This is a genomic window from Bradyrhizobium sp. MOS002 (genome assembly GCF_003020115.1).
Lineage (GTDB): Bacteria > Pseudomonadota > Alphaproteobacteria > Rhizobiales > Xanthobacteraceae > Bradyrhizobium.
On sequence record NZ_PYFX01000004.1, the window covers coordinates 530,634 to 553,852 of the forward strand.

Below are 23,219 nucleotides of genomic sequence, written 5' to 3' on the forward strand. Positions count from 1 at the left end.
AGAGGGGCGCGGTGCTCACGCCGCGCCCGGCTTTCGTAGCCCGGATGGAGCGCAAGCGTAATCCGGGGTCTCGCACGTCAACGGCACCGTCCGGATTGCGCTTCGCTCCATCCGGGCTACCGATTCTTCAGGCGCCTTACGCCGCGCCCAGACCCAGCTTCTCGTAAATGCGCCGTGCATAGGCGCCGAACGCATCCGTCGTCTTGAGCGGCAGATCACGTGGGAAGGGCAGGTCGATCGGGAAATAGTCGGCCATCTTTGCCGGGCCCGCCGTCAGCACGGCGCAATGCGAGGACAGGAACACGGCCTCCTGGATCGAGTGCGTGATGAAGATGATGGTCTTGCCGCTCTCGCGCCAGATCCGCAGCATCTCCAGGTTCATCTGCTCGCGCGTCAAGGCGTCGAGCGCGCCGAACGGCTCGTCCATCAGGATCAGTTTCGGGTCGTGAATGAAGGCACGCGCAATCGCGGTGCGCTGCTGCATGCCGCCGGACAGCTCTCGCGGATATTTCTGCTCGTAGCCGGCAAGTCCCACCAGATTGAGCAGATCGCGCGCCCGCTCGCGCGCCGCCTTCATCGGCAGCCCGACGATCTCCGCAGGCAGCAGCACGTTGTCCAGAATGGTCCGCCATTTCAGCAGCAGCGCCTGCTGGAACACCATGCCGATGTCGCGGGTGGGATCGAACGGGCTTTTGGCGTTGCCGATCTTCACCGTGCCGCCGTCGGCGTCGTGTAGGCCGGCCAGGATCTTCATCACCGTGGTCTTGCCGCAGCCGGACGGGCCGACCAGGGAGACCAGCTCACCCTCCTGCACGTCCATGGTGACGTCGGACACCGCCAGGAATTCGGCGCCGCCGCTGCGGTAGACCTTGCGGACGCCTTGCAGGCTGATGAAGGGGTTTGAGCTCATGCCAGCCATTTATTCAAGTTTGCGGCCACGAACGCGTCGTCGCTGAGGTCGGCATGCTCGCGCGTGACGCGGTCGATCTCGTCCTTCTGGCCGGGGCTCAGGCCCTCGTTCGGATCGAGGCACCACAGGCCCTGCATCAGGCCCTGCCGTCGCAGCACCTCGTGGCAGCCGGCGATGCAGCCGTGAAAATCGTTGGCGACGTCGAAGAAGGCGCTGTTGCAATCGGTGACGCGGGCATCGAGCGCAAGCAGGTCTGCCGGTATGCTGTCCTTGTGCCGCGCCGCCTTGCAGCGCTCGAATTGCTTGATCGCGCTCGCCGTCCACACCGACCAGTGGCCGAGCAGGCCGCCCTTGAAGTAGGTCCGCGTGGTGACGCCGTTGTCGCGCAGATCGAACGGCAGCATCAGGTCGAGCAGGATGTGATCATCATTGCCCGTGTAGATCGCGACGCGGTCGAGCGCGCCAGCCGCCGCGACGCCGCGCAGAACATCAAGGGTCCGGTAGCGGTTGAACGGCGCGATCTTGATCGCGATGACATTGTCGATCGAGGCAAAGCGCTGCCAGAACCGGCTCGACAGGACCACGCCGCCGACGGCCGGCTGAAGATAGAAGCCGACCAGCGGAATCTCGGCTGCGACCGCTGCGCAATGCGCGATGATCTCGTCCTCCGATGCGCTCTTCATCGCGGCGAGACTGAGGAGCCCTGCGTGGTAGCCGATGTCGCGCGCGGTGCGGGCTTCTGTGACCGCCTGCCGGGTCGGACCGGCAAGGCCCGCGACCAGCGCCAGCGGACGCTTGGTCCAGTTCGCCGCGGCCTCGGCGGCGAGCTCGAGCACGGGACGATAGAGGCCGACATCGCGGATCGCAAACTGCGTGGTGTGGACGCCGACCGCAAGGCCGCCCGAGCCGGCGTCGATGTAATAGCGCGTCAGCGCGCGCTGATGCTTTTTGTCGAGCTGGCGTTCGGCGGTAAGCGCCAGGGGATGCGCCGGCAGCACGGTGCCGTCGGCGATCAGCTTGCGGATATCGCTGTTGATCTGGCTGTGGTGCATGATGTCCTATCCGAATTCAGGGCCGGCGACGGCGAATGGCATTTCCTCACCCGCGGCAGTGGCGGGGCCGAACCGCATGCGCTGGAACGGCCGTTCGATTCTCCAGCCCGATGCGGTCAATGCTTCAGGGAACGCGGCCTGCGACGCGACGGCGTCGAGCAGCAGCGGCCCGGTTTCGGATCGCGCGATCGCATCGACCAGGGTCAGCGCCGCTGCGGCGTCGTCGGCAAACAACGGGCCGATATGGCGCGCGGTGCGTCCGTCGCGAACCAGCGCGATGGCGCCGCTCGCGGAGACGATGCGCGAGCCGGGACGCTGCGCAAAGGCAGAGAGCAGGGCGGTTCGATCGAGGCCCGTGGTCCGCCGGTCACGCGCGCGAAGTGCGTCGAACGTCGCGGATGAAGGGGCCTGCCCGGACGTGGACGCGGATTTCACCAGCTTGAGACGGCGCAGTTGCAGGGTCGGCGTGAACCCGAGCGGCCCATAGACCGCAGCGCCATCCGGTGTCGCGTCGAGCCAGCTCGTCAGGCCGCGCTTGCGCGCCGTCGCCAGGCAGGCGTCGACGAGCCGCGTGGCGAGACCGCGCCGGCGATGGCTTGCCGTCACCAGCACCATGCTGATCCAGGCGTTATCGCCGGGGTAGGGCAAGAGCGCGGCGGTCGCGAGCAGTTGCGCGCCATGACGGATGCCGAACACGACGCCATCACTTAGGAAAAAGCGCCAGTCGTCTTCATTCTGGTTCCAGTGCGCCTCTGTCGAGAGCGCCAGGCCCGCCGCGGCATCCTCGACGCCGAGCCTGGTGATGCGGGGGTCGTCAGTAGCGTCCATCGCGCACCTCGTATTTGGTGGGCTTGCCGAGGCTCGGCATGGCGCGGGACACCCAATCCGCGGTCCAGGCGATCAGCTGCTCGGTGTCGACGACGGGCAGGCCGAACAGCTCGACTGCCTTGGACGTGTCGGTCAGCCACGCCGTCGGCTCTTCGTTTCCTGTCAGCACCGGCGCGCGGCCGAACCTGGCGCCGAATCTTGCTGCGAGGTCGCGTACCGCCAAGATCTCGTGGCCGCTGACATTGATCGGCGAGGTCGGCGCCGTGCAATGCGCGAGGCAGCGCAGCGCCTGGGACGAAGCATCGCCCTGCCAGATGAAATTGACATGGCCGATGCTGACGTCGATCGGCGTGCCGGTGAGCACTTTCAAGGCGATGTCGTGGAGCACGCCATAGCGCATGTCGATCGCGTAATTGAGGCGGAACAGCCGCCCGGGCGTTCCGAATTTGCGCGAAAAATATTCGAACATGCGCTCGCGGCCGACGCAGGACTGGGCGTATTCGCCGGGCGGGTTCGGCGCCATGTCCTCGCGCGAGCCTTTGCCGTCGACGGGGACGAAGGGATAGATGCAGCCGGTCGAGAACGCCACGATCCGCGACGACGGGAAGGCCTGCGCGACCAGCGCAGGCACGTGCGCATTCATCGCCCAGGTCAGCGACAGATCGCCCTCCGCGCCGAATTTGCGGCCGGCCATGAAGACGATGTTGGGCGCCTTAGGCAGCGCCTGCATCGCGGCCTCGTCCATCAGATCGCAATTGATGGTCTCGACGCCGCGCGCGTGCAGCCAGTCCTTGACGCCGGCGTCGCTGAAGCGGGCGACGCCGATGACGCGGCGATCGGGCGCTGCGGCTTTGGCGAGCCCCGCCAGCGTCGGTCCCATCTTGCCGGCGACGCCGAGGATCATGATGTCGCCTTCGACCTTGGCGAGGTCGTCGATCAATGCCTGCGTCGGCCTGCACAGGAGATCGTCGAGCGCAGCGATATCAGGGATCGTTTTTGGCAATGTCTGGCGGGTGAGCAGCATGGCTTTGGTCCTTGGTCTTCAAGTCTGTCTTGCGTCACCGACCACGAACATGCGTTCGAGGACGAGCACGAAGCCGTAAAGCGCGACGCCGAGCAGCGTCAGCAGCACGACGGCCATCACCATCGCTGGCGTGTCGAGCGACGACTGCACCTGGATCATGAGGTAGCCGAGCCCGCGCTCGGAGGCGATGAACTCGCCGACGATGGCGCCGGCGACGGCGAGGATGGCGCCGACCTTCATGCCGGAGAAGATGTAAGGCAGCGATCCCGGCAGCTGGATCTTGCGGAACAGCGTCCAGCGCGAGCCGCGCAGCGATTTAACGAGATCGAGCAGGTCCGGCTCGACCTCGCGCAACCCCCGCGCGGTGGTGAGCAGGATCGGGAAGAAACAGATGCTGAAGGCGATCAGGATGTTCGGCACGATGCCGTAGGAGAACCAGACGATGAGGAGCGGGCCGAGCGCGACCTTCGGGATCATGTTCAGCGTCACGAACAGCGGCAGCAGCACGAGGCTGAGCAGCGGCGCCCAGCTGAAGATGACGGCAAACGTGACGCCGACGAATGCGCCGAGCGCAAAGCCGCCGAGGATCTCGATCGCCGTCACCAGCGTATTGGCGCCCCAGGCGTAGCTCGCGGTTCCCAGCGTCTGGATTGTCGCGAGCGGCGAGGGCAGGATGAACTTCGGCACGTGGAACGCATCGACCAGGACCTGCCAGAGCACGAGCACGGCGAGGTGCACGATCAGGACGATCGCGAAGCTGCGCGTATTGCGGGCGCCGTCGCCTGTCACCGGTTGCTCCCTGTTGCCGCGGCCGCCTTGCCGCTGCGCAAGCCTAGCCGTCCTTGAGGCAAGTTTCAACCAGTTGGTTGATTACGGCCGGAGCGAATGCAGCACGAGATCGGCGACGTGCCGGCGGCGGGCGCGGCGCGCGGCCCGGCTCGACAGGTCCTTGCCGAAGATCGCCGACAACGTCGGCGTGTTCGAAAGATAGAAATAGCTGAGGCCGGCGATCGAGATATAGAGCTGGATCGGGTCGATCCCCTTGCGGAACATGCCGGCGCGGACGCCCTCGTGGAGGATGTGGGACACGCTCTTCACCAGCGGCGAATGCATCGCCTCCAGCCGCGTCGAGCCGCGGACGTGGCGGGCGCCGCCGCGGTTCTCGTCGTTCAGAAGCACGATGAAATCGGGGTTTGCCGCGAGGTAATCGAACGAGGCCTCGATCAGTTTCCGGATCGCCTTTTCCGGCGGCAGGCCTTCGAGATTGAGCTGGCGCTCCTGCTCGCGGATATCGGCGTAAACCCATTCGAGGACAGCAAGATAGAGCGCGTCCTTGTCGCCGAAATAATGGTAGACGAGCTGCTTGTTGACGCCGGCGCGCTCCGCGATCTCGTCGACGCGGGCGCCGGCAAAGCCGTGCCGGGCAAACTCCTCGCGCGCCGCGGTGAGCAGCTTCTTGCGTGTGGCGACCGGGTCGCGCCGCTGCGGCACGGTGTCGCCTGAACGTTTTGCGGGCATTTCCAACCAAACAGTTGACAAGTTGAGGGCGGCCTTGTTGCATTGGTATCCTCACAGGGGGAGAGCGACAAGCCGGGTCGCGGGCAACGAGGAGAGATGCGATGAAGCGTTTGCAGGCGGCGGGCTCGGCCCTGGCTGTGGCCCTGATGCTCGGTTCACCGGCGGTGCCGGCGAGCGCGGGCGAGGCGGTCAATCTGATCCTGAACTGGGCGCCGACGGCCGATCACTCGCCCTATTATTACGCCAAGGCGCAAGGCTGGTACGAGAAGGCGGGCATCGACCTGACCATCGAGGTCGGCAAGGGCTCCGGCGTCTCCGCCGCCAAGGTCGGCTCCGGCGGCTCTCCGTTCGGCGTCGCCGATCTCGCCACCATGCTGGTGGCGAAGAGCAAGGGGGCTGACGCCGTTGCCGTGATGAGCGTCTACGCCAACACCGGCCAGACATTCTACTGGCTGAAGAGCTACGGTGTGAACGGGGTCAAGGATTTTGCCGGTCACAAGATCGGTAATCCGCCGGGGGACGCCTCGCGCGTGATGTGGCCGGCCTTCGCCAAGGCTGCGGGGCTTGCACCCGACTCCGTCGGCTTCGTCAATGTCGGGCCGACGGCGAAGATCGCCGCGCTGAAGAGCCATACCGTCGACATCATCAGCGACTTCTACAACGAGCACGATTTGAAGGTGATCGAGTTCGGAAGCGATCTCGGTTACGTCAACTGGAAGGACATCGGGCTCAATCCCTACGGCAATTCGCTGATCGTCAACGGCGGCTATCTGCAGAAGAACCCGAAGCTGGTCGAGGAGTTCGTGCGGGTCACGCAAAAGGCCTTTGCCACTTGCGTCGCCGACGCCGCACCCTGCCTGAAGGCGCTGCTCGACCAGGTCTCCGGTCTCGACAAGGAGAACCAGGAGCGCCAGTGGGAGCGCATCAAGTTCCTGATGACGGACGAATTCACGACGACAAAGTCGCTCGGCTGGATCGACGCCGAGCGGATGAAGAAGGACTACGAGCTGGTCCAGACCTATCTCGGCATGGAGAAGCCGTTCGACGTCACGACGGCGTTCACGACCAGGATGCTCGATCCCGCCATCAAGATGGATGCGAGCAAGGTGAAGAAGTAGGGGGGCGGAGAGCCGTCCCGCCGCCCCACACACCGGTGTCATGCCCCGCCACCGGGTCTCGCCTTCGGCGAGCCCGATGACAGGCTCCAGCGGGGCATCCAGTACGCCGCGGCCTGTCGATTGACCCACAACCGTCTCGGAGTACTGGATCGCCCGCTTTCGCGGGCGATGACAGTTGGGACGGGCACGTAACCCCACGGAGAAATTAACCGGCCATTAACCATATCGGCGGCATCGTTAACCATTCAATAACAGGGAACGAGTCGGCCGCTATGGAGGCTGCAGCAAAAGTCCAACGCCAAATGGTGCGCCTGCGCGGGCGCTCCTATGTGGCCTTCGTGTTCGTGCCGACGGTTCCCATTCAGCATTGGCTGCAGGAGATCGACACCACCATCGCGCGTTCGCCGGGCTTTTTCGCCGGCCGCCCGGTGGTGATCGACCTGTCCTCGGTCGATCTCAGCCAATCCGGCATCGGCCATCTGCTTACCAGCCTTCAGCACCGCAACATCCGCGTGCTCGGGATCGAGGGCGTGGAGGAGGGCCGACTGACCCCCATGATGCCGCCGCTGCTCTCGGGCGGGCGGAGCTGCGTGATCGAGCCGAGTGCGCCGAAGAAGGTTGAGGCGAAGGTCGAGACCAAGCCGACGTCCCTGCTGCTCGAAAGCCCCGTGCGCTCCGGCCAGACCGTGATCTTTCCTGAAGGCGACGTCACCATTCTGGGCTCGGTCGGCTCCGGCGCCGAGGTCGTCGCCGGCGGCTCCATTCACATCTACGGCGCGCTGCGCGGCCGTGCCATGGCGGGCGTGAACGGTCACACGAGCGCACGCATCTATTGTCAGAAGATCGAGGCCGAACTGCTTGCAATCGATGGCTTTTACCAGACCGCCGACGATATCGACGCCGCCCTGCGCGGCAAGCCGGCCCAGGCCTGGCTCCAGGGCAACACCATGCGAATTACTGCGCTGAACTGACCAGAAGGAGATTTGAGAGATGGCCAAGGTACTGGTCGTGACGTCAGGCAAGGGGGGCGTCGGCAAGACGACGACGACCGCCGCACTGGGGGCTGCGCTCGCGCAACGCGGCGAAAAGGTCGTGGTCGTCGATTTCGACGTCGGCTTGCGCAACCTCGACCTGGTGATGGGCGCCGAACGCCGCGTCGTGTTCGACCTCATCAACGTGGTGCAGGGCGTCGCAAAGCTGCCGCAGGCGCTGATCAAGGACAAGCGGCTGGAGAACCTCTGGCTGCTGCCGGCCTCGCAAACCCGCGACAAGGACGCGCTGACCGAAGAGGGCGTGGGCAAGGTCATCGACGATCTGCGTAGCCGTTTCGACTGGGTGATCTGCGACAGCCCGGCCGGCATCGAGCGCGGCGCCTCCATGGCGATGCGCTTTGCCGACGAAGCCGTGATCGTCACCAATCCCGAAGTCTCTTCCGTGCGCGATTCCGATCGCATCATCGGCATGCTCGATTCCAAGACGGTGCGGGCCGAAAAGGGCGAGCGGGTCGAGAAGCACATTCTCATCACGCGTTACGATCCCTCGCGCGCCGCGCGCGGCGAGATGCTGACCATCGAGGACATCCTCGAAATTCTTGCAACACCCTTGCTCGGCATCATCCCGGAGAGCCAGGACGTGCTGCGCGCCTCCAACGTCGGCACGCCGGTGACGCTGTCGAACGCGGAAGGCGCTCCGGCGCGGGCCTATATCGACGCGGCGCGACGGCTGTGCGGCGACACCGTGCCGATGCAGGTGCCGACCGAGCGCAAGGGCTTCATGGACCGCCTGCTGCGACGGAGGGCCGCATGAGCATGGGTTTGCTTCGGCTTCTCCGCGGCAACAAGGCCTCTGCACCCGTCGCGCGCGAACGGTTGCAGATCCTGCTTGCCCATGAACGCGGACTGCGCGGCCAGCCCGATCTGCTCGGTGTGCTGCGTGAGGAAATTCTCGCGGTCGTCTCCAGGCACGTCACGCTGGACCCGACCAAGGTCATCGTCCGACTCGATCGCGGCGACGAGGTCTCGACCCTCGAGGTCGATATCGAGGTGCCCAACGATTTCGAGCGCAAGCGCGCGGCGGCCGGGTAGGGACTTCGGCCGCGACGCTTCAAATTGGGGTGGGTGAAAAGGCGGTCCGCTGGGCATAGCGGGCCGCCTTTTGCGCGCCGATGGGAACGCTGCGGAACGAGGTCCGGGGCTCAATCGTTATGAAACACCCGCGGCGTCGCGATGCACCGCGGTTTCGTCAAACGGGAGAATGCCCATGATGACCGAGGTCCAGGTCCACAACGTCGCGCGCCAGATGCTGGAACAGCATGGTTTTGCGGCGATCGCGAAGGCCGCCGAACAGGCCAGGGCCTGCGAGGGCCGCGGCGAGGCCGATGAGGCCAAGGAGTGGCGTCACCTCGCCGACGCGATGAAGACCATTCGCGGTCCGCACCAGAGCTGACACTCGCGCGCGTTCAACGCTCCCCGCGGTCGGCGCCCTGCGGCGACGTGCGATTCTGCGTTTGCGGCTGGGAGCGCTCGCCCGTCTCCTTGCAGGGGAGCGGCTCCCACGAGCCGTCCGGCGCCTGCTGATAGGCGCTGCACGATGACGATGAGGTCGATTTGTCCTCGCTTTTCTGGGCGTCGGAATTCTTCGCCAGCACGGGCGCTGTCAGCACCGGTGCGACGGCAAACGCGACGGCGAGAAGGACATGATTGATCCGCATGGGGCTTCCCTGTTCGAGTTTCGAAGAGAGCCGCATGCTGGCGAGGATTGTGACGATTATTGGCCAGAGCAGAAGTTCCGGCGCGGCGTACTTAACGCCGCGCAATAGCGCTAGCCGCCCTTGCTGCGGATCAGGCCGGCGAGGTTTGTCTTCTGGGCCTCGCACCAGCTGGGCATGCCGAGGCGGCGCTGATTGAGGTCGGTCGCCTGGGTGGCCACCGCGACCTCGGCCATCAGATCGTCGTCCTGCTTCTCGCCCATCTTGCCGCCGGTGTGCATCCAGGCGATCGCCTTGCGGACCTTCTCGGTGGTGCCTTCGGGCAGCTGCATCTGCTCCGCCTTCTGCACCAGATCCTGGTAGGCGACATCCGTGCCCGGACATTCGACCTTGGCGGCGAAGGCCTGCAAGACCAACGTGACATAGGTTGAACGTGGATGGTCGGCCGCTTGGGCCGGCGCCGCCAGCAGCAACAGGGCCGTCATCAGAAAACCAGTGCGCATCCTTGGTACCTCCCCGGATTTTTGGGAAGGCTAGCGGCTGGCGCGCCGCTCCGCAATGGGGATAGCGTGCGGCCGCGAAGCCGGCTGGCGAGCTAGCGCCGCCAGGCCGGCACGGGATCGAGCGGCGTGCGATAGACCTCTTTGTGATCGCGGTCGGTGACGCGCACAGCGCAACCCTTGCTTTGCAGCTCGGGCTTCACCTGCGACAGCTCGGTGGCCAGTTGAACGGCGCGATCGGAGGCGACCTCGATGTCTTCGAGGATGATACCGCCCTGGTTCTTGAACTCTTCACCAACCACGAGATCGAAGGAATAGTAAGGCATCCGAATTCCCCGGTATGACGAATTGAGCTTCGGGTCGACATTTCAACACGTGACCGATGGTACCACTGAGTCGATGTTTATCGAATGAACGGCGCGCGCAATCTCTGTGCTTATGGCGCAGAAATGATGTGCAGCGTTCCAGCGTGTTAAGATTTTATTAAACATGTCGGCGTGATCATGAGGCATGGAATTGCAGCAGAACCGGGCTCCGGGAACCGGCAGCTGCAAGAGAAGGCCGCCGGCATAGATCCCGACGGCCTTTTCTCTTGATGAAAGACGATCGAAGCATCGCTTCCCGTAGTCACCCGGATTCAACACCTCACATCGACTCGGACAGCATCGCCGGCGCGACGCGTCGCGTCGTGTCGTTGCGTGACGATCGTTCAACGCAGCGGCATTGGCGGGCGTACGACAGGTCCGTCGTCGTCGGCAACGGCTTGCGTCGTCGTCACTGGCGCAGCGGGCGGTGGGACTGCGGAAGCGTGCGACGGCGGCGTCGGTGCGAGCGACGCGGGCGAATAAGCCGGCATGTAAGTCTGCGACACGACCGGCTTCGGTTTGCGAACCGGCGGCGCCGCAGGCCTCGGCGGCAGCGCGGACATTTGTGCGCGCGGATCGACGCGCGGCCTCGCGTCGGCCACCGGCTTCGGCGCGGACGGCTTCGCCATCTCGCGTGCCATCTGCTCCTGCCCGGCCTTCAACTCGGCGATGTTGGCCTTGAGCTGCTCGATCTGTTGCGCCATCGCGGCGAGATCGCGCGTCATCGACTGCACCGATGGCGCAGCATCGGATTGTGTTGTCGTGGGCGCCGCTGCAGCAACCTGGGTTGCAGGGGGAGCCGCGGTTTGATCGGCCGCATGATCCGTTGTTGCTTGATCTGTTGCGGCCTGGTCCGCAGGCGGCGCGGCCTGTGCGGCGGCGACCGGTGCCGTCTGCGACGTCGAAGGCAGCAGCGACGCCAATGCCGGCGTCCATTCGGCCAGCATCTGTCTTGCGGTGTCGCCGTGTTTGTCCCAGGCGACAGTGGCGGCCGCGCTTCCGCCCGCAAACAGCATCGTGACGAACGCACCGCGCAGCCACTTGCCGGCTGAGGAGCGCTTCTGCCGGCTGAGGCCATCACTGGCCGCGACACGCACGGCGGTGTCGACCGAGGGCGTTGCCGCCTGCGGCTCCGCGACGGGACTGAACCTTGGCTCTGGATTCATTCTGGGCTTCAGCAGGAACGCCGGATCTATTTTGGGTTCCGGACGGGGCGTGATCTCAGGCGCGAGCGCGGGCGCAACGCTGAGAGGGCGCGAGGCCAGCACAATGTCAGGCGAAATCTGCACGGCATCGTGCGGGTCGTTGTTCGTGACCGTGTCCTTCACGATCTCATCGACGATTTGCCGAGAGTTCAGCGTCGCGAGCATCGCAGCTCCTTTTGAAGCCTGGGTGTTTTGAAGCCCAGTGTTGAGTAGTTGAAGTCTTGGTCGTCCGCATTGGCGCGAGCAGAACCGTGAGGTGAGCCCATCCAAATCCCCAAATCCGAGGAGGGCCAAGCACCACGACGCACGAGTCCAGCCGGGTTTGACCAAAGCAAGGCGAGGGGGTGGAGACTGTGCGACGCTCTTGCGCCGTTTGTGGTGATGGAACCCGCCTGATCAAACACGCGCCCGTGTTCCGCGATGCCTTGTTTTCAGCACGATTTTGGCAGCATCTGGTGTTGCTGGGGGTGCTGCTATCGCTATTGGGGCCGGCGGTGCCAAGATCCTTATTCGTTCTATTCGTCGTTGCCATGCTTCCGTTGGGCGGCTGCATGCAGACGACACTTTCGCCATCGACGGACGCGAGCATGACGCCGCGCGACCGGCAGTTGCTCGCGCATACGCCTTATGCGCAGGCGAACGTGCCGGAGCAATATCTCCGTCATATCGTCGATTATCCGCGCAAGGAGCAGCCGGGCACGATCCTGGTCGATACCGATGCGCGCTATCTCTATTTCGTGCTGCCCGACGGCAAGGCGATTCGTTACGGCGTTGCGGTCGGCGAGGAAGCCATGGCGTTCTCCGGGGTCGCGCGGGTCGGTCGTCTGGCGGAATGGCCGGACTGGGTTCCGACGGCGGACATCCAGGCGCGGCTCGGGCCCTATCCGGCGCGCGTGCCCGGCGGTCCCGCCAATCCGCTGGGGTCGCGGGGCATCTATCTCTATGCCGGCAACAAGGACACGCTCTACCGCATCCACGGCACCAACCAGCCGGAATATATCGGGCAGGCGATCTCGTCCGGATGCATCCGGATGCGCAACGAGGACGTGATCGATCTCTATGACCGGGTGAAGCTCAATTCAATGGTCGTGGTGCTGCCGCCCGGCCAGAACGCGCAAGTCGAGGCGCGGCCCAGCTGGCGCGGGTGAGGTACCCCTAGTTCTCGGGCCGGGCGACGCGCCATTGCAGCGTCGTCGCATTGCCGTTGGCCTCGCCCGGCGCCTTGTCGGCCGGCGAGGTGTAGAGCGGACGATAGCGGTATGCCCACATCTTGCTGCCGTCGTTGCGGCTGATCACGGTGAAATCGCCGATCGCCTTGGCATCGGCCGTTGCCGATAGCGGAACCCAGCTCTCCACGCACTTGCCGTTGCAGTTCGAGGTCTTGCCGGTGGTATCGCGCTCGTAATAGTAGAGCGTCATGCCGTTGAGGTCGACGAGCGTGGGGCCCTGCTTGGTCAGGATCACTTTCGCCGGTGAGGTCGCGGGCTTCGGCGGAGGAGGGGCATCGCCGCCGCCGTGGCCATTTGCGAGCGACGGAGCGGTCGAGAGCGCGATGGCCGCCGCCGCAATAAGGAACCTGAACATCCGAAACTCCAGACCGGCAAAGTTAATCGCGCGTTAAACGCCAATGCTGCCGACCCTAACAGGCGAAGGTTAGTTCCTGGTTTCGCGATACTGCGACAATTACGGGTAGAATTACGGGGGCTTTTTGTCCTAGCGCGTTTTCTTGACGCGGACGGGTATCCACTTCGCTCGAAAACGCTTTATGCCTGCGCCTCGCGCAGCGGAGCGCGGCTGAGTTCGTTTCCGGCGGCAATGGCCTTGTGCAGAAGGCGCATCAGATCCTCACCTTCCTTCGCGCTGAGGCCGCGCAGCATGATGCGTTGCGCGGATTCGACGGCCGGCGTGATCTTGCGCAGCGTGCGGCGGCCTTCGTCGGTGATCTCGAGCTCGCGGGCACGACGGTCGCGGCTCGAGGCGCGGCGCTCTGCGAGCCCCTTCTGCACGAGCCGGTCGATCACGCCGGTGATGGTGGTGCGGTCGTAGGCGATCAATCCTGCGAGCGTCACCTGGTCGAGCCCCGGATTGGCCTTGATGGTCGCGAGCGCGGCGTATTGCACCGGCGTGAGGTCGAAGCCGGCATCCCCGACCTCGGCCAGAAACACCGCGACCGCGATCTGCTGGAATCGGCGCGCCAGATGTCCGGGCATGTCGTTGTTGTCTTTCACCGAATTTCTCCGTTGGGGCACACGGCCGGGATCGTTGACAAGTATACTGATAGTCAGCATACTGAGCAATATCCAAACAGACGTCGGCGAGAGAGGTGCTCATGCAATTCCATCTCAATGGATTTCAGCCGGGCGACCCTGAAATCGCCGATCCCGCGGCGCGCATTCAAGCCTCTGGCGCAACAGGGGGCGTGCCTGAAAGGGTCGATGTCCTCATCGTCGGCTGTGGCCCTGCGGGCCTGACGCTCGCTGCCCAGCTTGCGCAGTTTGCTGACATCAAGACCTGCATCGTCGAGCAGAAGCCGGACCGCTTGCTGGTTGGGCAGGCCGACGGCATCGCCTGCCGTACCATGGAGATGTTCCACGCCTTCGGATTCAGCGAGCGCGTCCTGAAGGAAGCTTGTTGGGTGAACGAGACGACGTTCTGGAAGCCGGACGAGCGGATGCCGGAACATATCGTACGCAGCGGCCGGGTGCAGGACGTCGAGGACGGCTTGTCGGAATTCCCGCACGTCATCCTCAACCAGGCCCGCATCCATGACGGCTTTCTCGACGTCATGCGCAAAGCGCCGGCCAGGCTTGAGCCGCATTACAGCCGGCGCCTGCTCGACCTTCAGGTCGATCCGGCCGCGGGTCCCGCCGACCACGCCGTGACGGCGCGGCTCGAACGGGTCGATGCCGGGAACGAGGGCAAGGTCGAGACGATCAAGGCGCGTTATGTCGTCGGCTGCGACGGCGCCCGCAGCACGGTGCGCAAATCGATCGGCCGCGAGTTGCTCGGCGATTCCGCCAATCATGCCTGGGGCGTGATGGACGTGCTGGCGGTGACTGATTTTCCGGACATCCGCTTCAAGGCCCTGATCCAGTCGGCGAAGGACGGCAGCCTGCTGATCATTCCGCGCGAGGGCGGCTACATGGTCCGTCTCTATGTCGAGCTCGCCAAGCTCGACATCGGCGAGCGCGTCGCCAACCGCAACATCACCGCCGATGACGTGATCGCGAAAGCGCAGCGGATCCTGAAGCCGCACACGCTCGATGTGAAGGAGATCGCGTGGTGGTCGGTCTACGAGATCGGCCAGCGCCTGACCGACAAGTTCGACGACGTGCCGGAGACCGAGATCGCTACGCGTCTGCCGCGGATATTCATCGCCGGCGATGCCTGCCACACCCACAGCCCGAAGGCGGGGCAGGGCATGAACGTCTCGATGCAGGACGCCTTCAATCTGGGTTGGAAGCTCGCTGCCGTTTTGCGGAAGCAGTCTGCGCCGAGCCTGCTGCATTCCTATTCGGCCGAGCGCCAAGCGGTTGCGAAAGAGCTGATCGATTTCGACCGCGAATGGGCGGGGATTCTTGCGTCCGCCGCCAAGGCCGGCGGCGCCGATGCCGCCAGGACGCAGGACTATTTCGTCAGGCACGGTCGCTACACCGCGGGCACGGCCACGCATTACCGCCCGTCGCTTCTGACCGGAGCGACGTCCCACCAGCATCTCGCGCAAGGCTTCGTCATTGGCACGCGCTTTCATTCTGCACCGGTGATCCGGCTTGCGGATGCAAAGCCGGTGCATCTCGGTCACGCTGCGCCGGCGGATGGCTGCTTCCGAATCTACGCGTTCTCCGGGGCGGAGGATCCGGCAGCAGCCGGCTCGGCCATTCGCGCCTTGTGCAATTTCCTCTCCGAGGCGCGGGAGTCGCCGCTCCGGCGTTACACCCCCGCGGCCGCCGACATCGACAGCGTGATCGACCTGCGGGCGATCTTCCAGCAGGATCATCGCGAGCTCGCCGTCGAGGCGATGCCCGCGCTGCTGCTTCCGCGCAAGGGCCGGTACGGCCTGATCGACTACGAGAAGATGTTCTGTCCGGACCTCAAGAATGGTCAGGACGTTTTCTCTATGCGCGGTATCGATCGTAAGGCCGGCTGCATGATCGTGGTGCGGCCGGATCAGTATGTCGCGACCGTGCTGCCGCTCGATGATTTTGCTGCACTTGCTGCGTACTTCGACGCCTTCATGCTGCAAGTTAACTGACGGGCCGGCAACCTCTTGGTCGCTGTGTCGATGAACGGCGAATGAATATTGAACCGCGCGCGGCATCCGTCTCGATCTTTCGACGAATGAGACCTTCGTGCGCGGAACGCCCGTTCTGCTGGCGCGTTCCGACTCGAACGAGGAGGAATACGCCATGAGACTCAGAAGCGTTCTGGTTGCCGCATTGCTGCTTGCCCCGACGGCCGCACTGGCCGCACCGGGCATCGTCACCGTCTCGACCGGCCTGCGCGCCGGGCCGGGTTCGGGCTTTCCCGTGGTCGACCGCATTCCCGAGGGCGCCCGCGTCAACATCCACGGTTGCCTGCGCGGCAACGCCTGGTGCGACGTGAGCTTCTCGGATGACCGTGGCTGGGTGTCGTCGCAATATCTCGAATATCTCTACCGCAATCACTACGTCTATCTCCCCGACTATGTCGAGGAGGTCGATGTGCCCGTCGTCCCCTTCGTGCTGACCTCGTATTGGTCGAGCTATTATCAAGGGCGGCCCTGGTATCGCCGGCAGGCCCACTGGAATGGCTACTGGACCTCGCATCAGCGCGACGCGACGCGGATGACGATCGATCCGCGCGCGGCTCGGATCGGCCGCGCGGCAACGCGCGATGCGGCGATCGCACTCGGACGCGACGGTGCCAAGAGGGGCGCCGCCGCCGTCTCCGGCCGTGACGCCGCAACGGCACGGCGCGACACCGCCATCGCTAGGCGCGATGCTGCAGTAGCGACCGACCGGACGCGCGTTGGACGAAGCGAGCGCATCACGCATGAGCGGACCAATCTGCAGAGCCGCAATCCGCGCGATGCACAGGCCCGCGTCATGCCCGAGCAGGCCGCACACCGCGCGGCCATGCATGCGCAGCCGATGGCGCGCCCGCATGAGGCGCCGCGTGTCTCAGCCGCGCCTGCGAGCCGACCCACGATGCCACATGTCGCCCAGCCCAATGTGAGCCACGGCTCGCCGATGAATGCTCATGCCCAGATGCCGGCGCCGCGCGCGGCTGCGCCCGCGATGCCGCACGGCGGCGGCGGCGCTCCTCACATCAATGCCGCACCGCGCGGCGGCGGTGCGCCGGCCGGCGGTCCCGGTGGCGGCCACCAAAAGCACTAAAGTTGCCAACGAAAGCCCGGCCCTCGCGCCGGGCTTTCTGCTGGGGGGCGGACCGGGTTCCGTGCGCGTACAATTTAAGAAGCTTCTTCGCGGGCAGATTTCATCGATCGTAATATGTCTACTCAAAGCTGTAAGCATTCCACTCGGGGCAGCGGGGCACGGGAGGATGACGACGATGAGACAGAACCAGGCGGAGACGCGCCGCCATAATGTCGCGAAGCGGTCGATGACCAAGGAAGCCAAGCAGCTGTCCGGCCTGATTGCCGGATTGCGCCAATCCCTCGAGGTGATTCACAAGGAGCGATCGAGCACCAAACTCTCCGGCGCCGAGATGGGCCTTCTCGACGAACGCCGCAACAATTTGTTGCTCACCATCGCAGCTCTCGATGATCGCCTCTCGGCGGTGCAGGGGCTGATCGATCTTGGCCGCCCTCACATCATTCGGGTCCACTGATCGGAGCGCAGACCTGATGCTATCGGGTTCGTCGCGGCGGCGACGGGACCGGGCTCGGCTGCCGGCTCTGCGTGGCATAAGGATTGGCGTAGCACTGGGCGGATTGCCCGGAGGCAGTCGCGGCGCACTGCGCGATCGTCGCAAAACTGCAATCGATGCTGCGGCCGTCGATGGTATAGATCTCGATGCAGACGGGATGGCGCGGATCATACGTCTGCGCCGCTGTGGGCGCCGCGCCGAGCAGGCCCGCACCAGGCCAGCCCACGACAAGCAGGATCGCGTTCACGATGCGGCGCACGATCAAGCTCCTTTCGCGGTCCGAACCAGGCACAATGCTGCCGCGGATGGCACCAAATTGCCACGCTCCCGGCGAATTGCCGCCAAAGCCCGCTGCCACGACGAGAGCGGGTGCAGGGCAACGCAAGGGGATGCGCATTGGCCTACAAGATGATCGCAGAACGCGACAATGAGAAGTGCAGTTTTGCCCGCGAGAGCCGTTTGCTCATCGTGGCGAAGGCAAAGGTTTGGGCAAGCGAGGGGTGGAAGGTCGTCATCACCGACCAGGACGGCAAGGCCTACGCGCCGCCCGACTTCGATCAGCTATTGGCGGCCTGACCGCAAGACGGGGATGCTTCTTCTTTTCACGCGTTTTCTTCCCGCGAACCGGCATATCCAATTCGCTCGAAAGCGCTCGAGGGGACGACATTGATTTCGCCATTTCGACCGGGCGCGGCGTGATCGCGCCCCTTATGACTGTTCCAACGATGACTCTTGCAGCCGCCGCCGTCCTGACGGCGACGGTTGCCGTCGCGCAAAATCTCGATGCCGGCAAGTCGCCGCAAAAGCTCTTCGCCGATGGGTGCGCGAGCTGCCATCGCAGCCCGCGCGGTCTTGCCAAAGGGCGCTTCAATTTGACGCTGTCCTGGTTCCTGAAGGACCATTACGCGACCAGTTCGGACACAGCCAAGGCGCTTGCAGCCTATCTGGAATCGGTCGATACGGCGCCGCCGCGAGCTGCGGCCAAGCTTGGCGCGAAGCGATCCGGGCCGCGTGCTCCCAAGCCATCGCAAAGCCAGTAGGCGTGAGCCGGCGGCCCGAGAGGGCGTGGCGAAGCCGAAGGCCTTGCCGGCATCAATGCACCGTGGCCGCCGAGAACAGGTTGATGACCACGACCCCGGACACGATCAGCGCGATGCCGACGAAGGCCGCAGCGTCGAGCATCTGGCGAAACAGCACGAAGGAGACCGTTGCAGTCAGGATGATGCCGACCCCGCCCCAGATCGCATAGGCGATGCTCAGGGGGATGACCCGGATCGCGACCGACAGCGCGTAGAACGAGGCGACATAGAACAGCACCATCGCCAGTGTCGGCCACAGCCGCGTGAACTGCACGGATTGCTGGAGTAAGGCGGACGCCGTGACCTCCAGGACGATAGCGAGGGCAAGCGCTGCGTAGGCATTGGAGGCGGAAGTCATCACGAGCTCGGGCGTGTTGTGCAAAGAAAGGTGCCGCGCGGTAGGTATGTTGGCACGGGGAATATGACGTTTGCCGGGTCCAGCTATCATGTGTCAGTGACGAGCCTGCGACACGGCGGAGCGCAGCACGAAACCGCCGCGCAATCGTTCGCGCGGCGGTTCATTGGGGTCGCGCCGGTTCGATGGGGCCTTAGTTGATCCGCACGGAGAGTTCCACGTCCTCGGCAAACGCCGTGGACATGTAGCCGCTTCCGGGCCTGCGCATGCGCGCCAGATAGTCGGGGCTGTCGTCGGCGTTGTCGGCGACGATGATCGCGCCCGGTCGGAGATGGCCTTCGACCAGATCCAGGATATCGGGGTAGAGCGCCTTGGCACCGTCGAGCAGCACGAGATCGATCGTGTCGGGCAGGTCGACTTGAAGCACCTTCAGCGCGTCGCCTTCGCGGATTTCGACGAGGTCCAGCAGCCCGCCGGCCGCGAGGTTCTCGCGCGCCCGGGCCGCCTTGGACGGTTCGAATTCGCTGGTGATGAGGCGGCCGCCGCCATTGTCGCGCAAGCCCGCGGCAAGGTGCAGGGTCGAGATGCCGAACGAGGTGCCGAACTCGACGATCGCTTTGGCGCAGGAGCTGCGTGAGAGCATGTAAAGCAGGTGACCGGTCTCGCGGGAGACCGCGAGCGGTGCGTCCTTCAGCCGCCCGTAGAGGTCGCGGTAGGCGGTCTTGCTCCGCATCATCCGTGCGCGGTCGGCGTCGGTCACATCGGCGAAGGCGGCTCGCATCGCGCCGCGCGCCGCTTCGTCCTGCTCGAACAGACGATCGAGCAGTGGCGCAAGTGATGTGATGGTCGGGGTGGTCATGTGTAGTCTCCATATGTCGCCGCGAGGCGAGTGCTTGCGTGAGAATTGAAATACGACTAATTCGTCGCATTCGCTATTCGCATTGCCCGAGGGCGCCATGGCCGATCGCCGAAGCCGTTCAGTTTCCTCACGAAAACAGCCGCAGCAGGCCCGCTCGAACGAGCTGGTGTCGGACATTCTGGAGGCGGCTGTTCAGGTCCTGGCCAAGGAGGGGGCGCAGCGTTTCACGACGGCGCGGGTGGCCGAGCGGGCCGGGGTGAGCGTCGGGTCGCTCTATCAATATTTTCCGAACAAGGCGGCGATCCTGTTCCGCCTCCAGAGCGACGAGTGGCGGCGCACGAGCGAGCTCCTGCGCGGCATCCTGGCGCACCGGGCGAAACCGCCACTGGTGCGGCTGCGCGCGCTGGTCCACGCTTTCATTCGTTCCGAGTGCGAGGAGGCTGCGATCCGCACGGCGCTCAGCGACGCCGCGCCGCTCTATCGCGATGCGCCCGAAGCACACGACGCGCGGGCCGCCGGTAAAGGCATCGTCGCGGCCTTCATGCGGGAAGCCCTGCCCAAGGCGCCTGATGCGACGCGGGAGCTTGCCGGCGAGCTGATCAAGACGACGCTGAGCGAGGTTGGCAAGCAGTTCTCGGAGACACCGCGCAACGAGGCGGAGATCGCGCGTCATGCGGACGCAATGGCCGACATGTTCTGCGCCTATATCGATGAGCTTGCGCGGCGGCGAAGTCATTCCTGACATCCGCGTTTGCGGGCCATTATCGCTTCTGACTTGACCGGATCATGAGTTAGCCTCGGTTTGTCCTCCAGCCGGTCAACGAGCGTCCCGCCATGCATGTCCTCCGCCCCCAATTCCGCATCGAGGAGCAGCAAGCGCTGGAATTCGCAACCCAGCGCGGCTTCGGCATGATCGTCGCGGCGGATGAGCGCGGTCCGCGCGCCTCGCATGTGCGCTTCGTGCTTGAGCAACGCGAGGGGCGTGCGATCGTGCAGATCCATCTCACCGCCAGGAATCCGCTGGTCCCGCTCGCGGATGGCGCGCGGCGCTTTCTGCTGATCGTTGCCGGCGACGACGCCTACATCTCCAACGACTGGTATTCTTCGCGCGACAACGTCTCGACCTGGCTTTACGAGGCCGTGCACCTGTCGGGCGTGGCGCATCTGCGCGTGCTCGACGAGAACCGCGGGCACGGCGATGTGCTACTCGCGGTCGCCGAAGCGCGGCTGCCGAAGTCGCCTTGGGACCTGGCGCAGATGGAGCCGGACAAGCGCGAGACCATGTTGGCCGCCATTCGCGTCATCGATCTCGTGGTGGATACCGTCGAAGGGCAGGCCAAGCTCAACCAGCACAAGAGCGATGCAGATCACGTCGCGGTCGCCGGCCGGCTGGCGCGATCGGAGGAGAGCGGGCATCGGCGGCTGGGGCGGAAGATGCAAGCGCTGCGGCCGGAGCTTGGATATGATTTTTCGTGATCCGGGCGACCCTTGTCTCGCGCGGCATTTGACCCTACGGACCTCCTCATGCTCGTCATCTCCATTCAAAGCCAGGTGGTCCACGGCCATGTCGGCAACAGCGCCGCCGCCTATGCCATCCAGGCGGAAGGGGTGAATGTCGCGGCGGTGCCGACGACACTGCTGTCGAACCATCCGCGCTATCCGACCCTGCGCGGGCGGGTGCTGGAGACCGAGCTCGTTGCAGATCTGCTGAGAGGCGTCGAGGAGCGCAATCTCGTCGACGAGGCCGCGATCCTTGTCACCGGCTATCTCGGTTCGCCCGGCAATGCCGCTGTCGTCGCCGATTTCGTCGAGCGGGCGCTGATCCGCAATTCAAAGCTGGTCTATCTCTGCGACCCCGTGATCGGCGATGACGGCCGGGTCTACGTCGCTGACGGCATCCTGGACGTGGTCCGGCACCGGCTGCTGCCGGCCGCCAATCTGACCACGCCGAACCAGTTCGAGCTCGGGCTGCTCGCAGGCCTCGACATCGCGGATGCGCAGGGCCTGCGCGCGGCAAGCGCGGCGCTGGCCGGGACCGGGCGCATCGACGTGGTCGCCACCGGTTGTACACTCGCGGACACGGCGGAAGGGCAGGTGGAAACGATTCTCTGCGCCGACGGTCAGTTGTCGCGCTTTGCGACGCCGCGCCTGCCGATCCGCCCCTCAGGCACCGGCGATCTCCTCGCCGGCCTGATCGCGGCACATCTGGCCAGGGGCATAGCGACCGAGGCGGCAGTACGGCTCGCAGTCGAAACCATCTTTGCAGTGCTGGTGCGCACGCAGGAGGCCGGCACCGCCGAGATGCGGCTCGTGCCGCTGCCGACGCGGAAAGCGTAACCGTTCAGGTCGCCCGCTTGGCGGCCGATTGCGCCGACTTCTGCGGCCGGCCCGGGCTCTTCTGCTCGCGTGTGGCTTGTGCCTTTGGCGGCTTGGCGCTGGCCACAACGCGTGTCTTCTTTGACCTGGCGTTGGCGGCCTCCTTGCGGTCTCCCGTGCCACGCTTGGAGACGTATTCCGACCCGTCGACCGGGCCGACATGCGGGGGATCGCGGCCGAGATAGGGGCGGCCGATGCCGAGGGCCTTGCCATTGGCATCCACCCACTTCCACAGCACCTCGGTCGAAACCCAGCGTTGCGCGCGGTTGTCGCCCTTGGTGCTGACGATGTCGGCCGCCATGCCGTGGCCGTAGCCGCCGCGCGTGCTGCCGCCGTGATAGGAGCGGTCGGAGGCCGCCTTCAGGCCGCTCGCTATCGACTGGCGATAGTCGTCGCGGAACGCGCTGGTGATGCCGGGCGAAAGCCCGGCAGCCTCGGCCGCGAGCAGCGTGCGAAACAGCTTTCGCTTGAAACTCTTGTCCATGCCGCCGATGACGTAGTCCATCATTGACATGCCGGCGCGGTCGGCCGCCTTCGGATCCTTCCAGCCAAAGTCCTCGTCGACCAGCTTCGTGAAGCTGCGCATCACGGTCACCATCTTGCCCTTGCGCTTGACGGTGACGGCGCGGCGATCCTCGACCTTGACCGAGTCTTCCTTGGGCGTGCGCTGGTAGAGCGCCCAGAGATAGCGGTCGATGCAGGCGTCCATGACGTAGCATTCGTCGAGCACCGCGGTCGTGTCCGCGGACGGCGAGGCCTTGCTCGCGACAGGCGCAGGGCCGGTCGCGATTGTCGCGGGCGACAGCGCGTCCGTCGTCACGATCTCGGTGGGATCGGCCGAGGCGAGTTTTATCAGGGGCTCCCCTGCCGGAGCCGGAGTCGGAGCAACTTCGCTGGCGACTGGTGTCGGGTCAGGCGAAATCTGCGGCGCGAGCGGCGCTTCGGTCGACAAGATCAGCACCGGGTCGGCCGAAGCGAGCTGGATGGCCGGGACAGGCGCCTCGGGCGCTGTCGCTTCAGCGGCGACCGGACCTGGTGTCGCAGCGACCGCGGCGGCGATATCCGAGGTCAGGGCGACGCCGTCCTCGATGGCCGCAGCGTGCGGGATGTCGGCTAGGTCGAGCCGGCCAAGATCCTTCGCGCGCGAGACGGCAGAAGCATTGGCGCCGCTGTTCTCGATGAGGGCAGGGGCATAGGCGGACAAAGAGAGCGCCAGCCAGCCGGCGAGAACCGCCGAGGGGCAGGAGACCGCCACCAGAAGAGACCGCCGATCATTCATGATCCCTGCCTCCAAACGGTTCTGTTGAACCTCGTCTTCTCCGAACAGTCTCGACCAGTCAGTCTTGGCCAAACAGTCTTGCACGAAAAGGCACGCCGCGCGTCGATTGTTCGGAGGACGGTGTGGCGGCGCAATGGCGCAATTCGGCGAAAGCGGGCTTTTCGAGCAAGTGTTGC

Annotated in this window: 30 protein-coding genes; 14 read left to right on the forward strand and 16 right to left on the reverse strand. The window is 65.1% G+C overall.

Annotated elements, in window-relative coordinates; translation table 11 throughout:
- Positions 1-136: 136 nt before the first annotated feature.
- From C7G41_RS15480 to C7G41_RS15505, 6 genes are all read right to left on the reverse strand, one after another.
- Positions 137-919, reverse strand: a complete 783-nt coding sequence (locus tag C7G41_RS15480) for an ABC transporter ATP-binding protein (protein WP_106943374.1) — start codon at positions 917-919, stop codon at positions 137-139.
- A complete protein-coding gene (locus tag C7G41_RS15485) occupies positions 907-1,962 on the reverse strand; it encodes a dihydrodipicolinate synthase family protein (protein WP_106943375.1) in 1,056 nt (351 codons plus the stop codon). The genes C7G41_RS15480 and C7G41_RS15485 overlap by 13 nt, the downstream gene beginning before the upstream one ends.
- 6 nt (positions 1,963-1,968) lie before the next feature.
- Positions 1,969-2,790, reverse strand: a complete 822-nt coding sequence (locus C7G41_RS15490) for a GNAT family N-acetyltransferase (RefSeq protein ID WP_106943376.1) — start codon at positions 2,788-2,790, stop codon at positions 1,969-1,971.
- The gene (locus C7G41_RS15495; protein WP_106943377.1) at positions 2,777-3,814 is read right to left on the reverse strand and encodes an NAD(P)-dependent oxidoreductase; all 1,038 of its coding nucleotides are present in this window, start codon (positions 3,812-3,814) and stop codon (positions 2,777-2,779) included. The genes C7G41_RS15490 and C7G41_RS15495 overlap by 14 nt, the downstream gene beginning before the upstream one ends.
- Before the next feature lie 18 nt (positions 3,815-3,832).
- Positions 3,833-4,603 carry an ABC transporter permease gene (locus C7G41_RS15500; protein ID WP_106943378.1) on the reverse strand — a complete coding sequence of 257 codons (771 nt, stop codon included), beginning with the start codon at positions 4,601-4,603 and terminating at the stop codon, positions 3,833-3,835.
- A gap of 81 nt (positions 4,604-4,684) precedes the next feature.
- On the reverse strand, positions 4,685-5,332 hold the full coding sequence (locus tag C7G41_RS15505) for a TetR/AcrR family transcriptional regulator (RefSeq protein ID WP_007609554.1): 648 nt from the start codon (positions 5,330-5,332) through the stop codon (positions 4,685-4,687).
- A 101-nt stretch (positions 5,333-5,433) separates the two neighbouring features.
- Here C7G41_RS15505 and C7G41_RS15510 point away from each other — a divergent pair, with 101 nt between their 5' ends.
- The 5 genes from C7G41_RS15510 to C7G41_RS15530 all read left to right on the forward strand — a co-directional run bounded on the left by C7G41_RS15510 (position 5,434) and on the right by C7G41_RS15530 (position 8,895).
- Positions 5,434-6,450, forward strand: coding sequence for an ABC transporter substrate-binding protein (locus tag C7G41_RS15510; protein WP_106943379.1), 1,017 nt, complete (start codon positions 5,434-5,436; stop codon positions 6,448-6,450).
- 272 nt (positions 6,451-6,722) lie between these two features.
- Positions 6,723-7,421, forward strand: coding sequence for a septum site-determining protein MinC (gene minC, locus C7G41_RS15515; RefSeq protein ID WP_106943380.1), 699 nt, complete (start codon positions 6,723-6,725; stop codon positions 7,419-7,421).
- Positions 7,422-7,440: 19 nt separating this feature from the next.
- Complete coding sequence (gene minD, locus C7G41_RS15520; RefSeq protein ID WP_007591740.1) at positions 7,441-8,256, forward strand: septum site-determining protein MinD; 816 nt, start codon at positions 7,441-7,443, stop codon at positions 8,254-8,256.
- A complete protein-coding gene (minE, locus tag C7G41_RS15525) occupies positions 8,253-8,534 on the forward strand; it encodes a cell division topological specificity factor MinE (protein WP_007591739.1) in 282 nt (93 codons plus the stop codon). The genes minD and minE overlap by 4 nt, the downstream gene beginning before the upstream one ends.
- Before the next feature lie 175 nt (positions 8,535-8,709).
- Positions 8,710-8,895: a hypothetical protein gene (locus tag C7G41_RS15530; protein WP_106943381.1), complete on the forward strand. Its 186-nt coding sequence runs from the start codon at positions 8,710-8,712 to the stop codon at positions 8,893-8,895.
- 13 nt (positions 8,896-8,908) lie between these two features.
- Here C7G41_RS15530 and C7G41_RS15535 read toward each other — a convergent pair whose 3' ends face one another.
- The 4 genes from C7G41_RS15535 to C7G41_RS15550 all read right to left on the reverse strand — a co-directional run bounded on the left by C7G41_RS15535 (position 8,909) and on the right by C7G41_RS15550 (position 11,392).
- Positions 8,909-9,160: a hypothetical protein gene (locus C7G41_RS15535; protein WP_106943382.1), complete on the reverse strand. Its 252-nt coding sequence runs from the start codon at positions 9,158-9,160 to the stop codon at positions 8,909-8,911.
- 110 nt (positions 9,161-9,270) lie between these two features.
- Positions 9,271-9,660: a hypothetical protein gene (locus C7G41_RS15540; protein WP_106943383.1), complete on the reverse strand. Its 390-nt coding sequence runs from the start codon at positions 9,658-9,660 to the stop codon at positions 9,271-9,273.
- A gap of 92 nt (positions 9,661-9,752) precedes the next feature.
- Positions 9,753-9,983: a hypothetical protein gene (locus tag C7G41_RS15545; protein WP_007591727.1), complete on the reverse strand. Its 231-nt coding sequence runs from the start codon at positions 9,981-9,983 to the stop codon at positions 9,753-9,755.
- A 383-nt stretch (positions 9,984-10,366) separates the two neighbouring features.
- Positions 10,367-11,392: a hypothetical protein gene (locus tag C7G41_RS15550; protein WP_106943384.1), complete on the reverse strand. Its 1,026-nt coding sequence runs from the start codon at positions 11,390-11,392 to the stop codon at positions 10,367-10,369.
- Between the two features lie 365 nt (positions 11,393-11,757).
- Here C7G41_RS15550 and C7G41_RS15555 point away from each other — a divergent pair, with 365 nt between their 5' ends.
- Entirely contained in the window at positions 11,758-12,375 is a 618-nt protein-coding gene (locus C7G41_RS15555; RefSeq protein WP_199198392.1) for a L,D-transpeptidase, read from the forward strand.
- Positions 12,376-12,382: 7 nt separating this feature from the next.
- On the opposite strand, the gene C7G41_RS15560 is transcribed toward C7G41_RS15555, so the two are convergent.
- Together C7G41_RS15560 and C7G41_RS15565 are read right to left on the reverse strand one after the other, a co-directional pair.
- A complete protein-coding gene (locus tag C7G41_RS15560) occupies positions 12,383-12,811 on the reverse strand; it encodes a hypothetical protein (protein ID WP_106943385.1) in 429 nt (142 codons plus the stop codon).
- Positions 12,812-12,990: 179 nt separating this feature from the next.
- Complete coding sequence (locus tag C7G41_RS15565; RefSeq protein ID WP_106943386.1) at positions 12,991-13,455, reverse strand: MarR family winged helix-turn-helix transcriptional regulator; 465 nt, start codon at positions 13,453-13,455, stop codon at positions 12,991-12,993.
- Positions 13,456-13,556: 101 nt separating this feature from the next.
- On the opposite strand from C7G41_RS15565, the gene C7G41_RS15570 reads away from it, so the two are divergent.
- From C7G41_RS15570 to C7G41_RS15580, 3 genes are all read left to right on the forward strand, one after another.
- Positions 13,557-15,479 (forward strand): FAD-binding monooxygenase, encoded by a 1,923-nt coding sequence (locus C7G41_RS15570; protein WP_199198393.1) that lies wholly within the window; start codon positions 13,557-13,559, stop codon positions 15,477-15,479.
- 154 nt (positions 15,480-15,633) lie between these two features.
- Positions 15,634-16,602 (forward strand): SH3 domain-containing protein, encoded by a 969-nt coding sequence (locus C7G41_RS15575; RefSeq protein ID WP_106943670.1) that lies wholly within the window; start codon positions 15,634-15,636, stop codon positions 16,600-16,602.
- 175 nt (positions 16,603-16,777) lie between these two features.
- Positions 16,778-17,056, forward strand: a complete 279-nt coding sequence (locus tag C7G41_RS15580; RefSeq protein WP_027517641.1) for a hypothetical protein — start codon at positions 16,778-16,780, stop codon at positions 17,054-17,056.
- A gap of 19 nt (positions 17,057-17,075) precedes the next feature.
- On the opposite strand, the gene C7G41_RS15585 is transcribed toward C7G41_RS15580, so the two are convergent.
- Positions 17,076-17,354 (reverse strand): DUF3551 domain-containing protein, encoded by a 279-nt coding sequence (locus C7G41_RS15585; protein WP_106943671.1) that lies wholly within the window; start codon positions 17,352-17,354, stop codon positions 17,076-17,078.
- Positions 17,355-17,464: 110 nt separating this feature from the next.
- Here C7G41_RS15585 and C7G41_RS15590 point away from each other — a divergent pair, with 110 nt between their 5' ends.
- Entirely contained in the window at positions 17,465-17,671 is a 207-nt protein-coding gene (locus C7G41_RS15590; RefSeq protein WP_063992619.1) for a hypothetical protein, read from the forward strand.
- 149 nt (positions 17,672-17,820) lie between these two features.
- Complete coding sequence (locus C7G41_RS15595; RefSeq protein ID WP_106943672.1) at positions 17,821-18,135, forward strand: hypothetical protein; 315 nt, start codon at positions 17,821-17,823, stop codon at positions 18,133-18,135.
- Between the two features lie 52 nt (positions 18,136-18,187).
- On the opposite strand, the gene C7G41_RS15600 is transcribed toward C7G41_RS15595, so the two are convergent.
- On the reverse strand, positions 18,188-18,532 hold the full coding sequence (locus C7G41_RS15600; RefSeq protein WP_106943673.1) for a multidrug efflux SMR transporter: 345 nt from the start codon (positions 18,530-18,532) through the stop codon (positions 18,188-18,190).
- Positions 18,533-18,722: 190 nt separating this feature from the next.
- Positions 18,723-19,388: an O-methyltransferase gene (locus C7G41_RS15605; protein WP_106943390.1), complete on the reverse strand. Its 666-nt coding sequence runs from the start codon at positions 19,386-19,388 to the stop codon at positions 18,723-18,725.
- Positions 19,389-19,485: 97 nt separating this feature from the next.
- Here C7G41_RS15605 and C7G41_RS15610 point away from each other — a divergent pair, with 97 nt between their 5' ends.
- The 3 genes from C7G41_RS15610 to pdxY all read left to right on the forward strand — a co-directional run bounded on the left by C7G41_RS15610 (position 19,486) and on the right by pdxY (position 21,725).
- Positions 19,486-20,130, forward strand: coding sequence for a TetR family transcriptional regulator (locus tag C7G41_RS15610; RefSeq protein WP_106943391.1), 645 nt, complete (start codon positions 19,486-19,488; stop codon positions 20,128-20,130).
- A gap of 92 nt (positions 20,131-20,222) precedes the next feature.
- Positions 20,223-20,864 carry an FMN-binding negative transcriptional regulator gene (locus tag C7G41_RS15615; RefSeq protein ID WP_106943392.1) on the forward strand — a complete coding sequence of 214 codons (642 nt, stop codon included), beginning with the start codon at positions 20,223-20,225 and terminating at the stop codon, positions 20,862-20,864.
- Between the two features lie 48 nt (positions 20,865-20,912).
- A complete protein-coding gene (pdxY, locus tag C7G41_RS15620) occupies positions 20,913-21,725 on the forward strand; it encodes a pyridoxal kinase (protein WP_106943393.1) in 813 nt (270 codons plus the stop codon).
- A gap of 4 nt (positions 21,726-21,729) precedes the next feature.
- Here the strand turns inward: pdxY and C7G41_RS15625 are convergent, their stop codons facing one another.
- The gene (locus tag C7G41_RS15625; protein ID WP_106943394.1) at positions 21,730-23,043 is read right to left on the reverse strand and encodes a hypothetical protein; all 1,314 of its coding nucleotides are present in this window, start codon (positions 23,041-23,043) and stop codon (positions 21,730-21,732) included.
- Between the last annotated feature and the right edge of the window lie 176 nt (positions 23,044-23,219).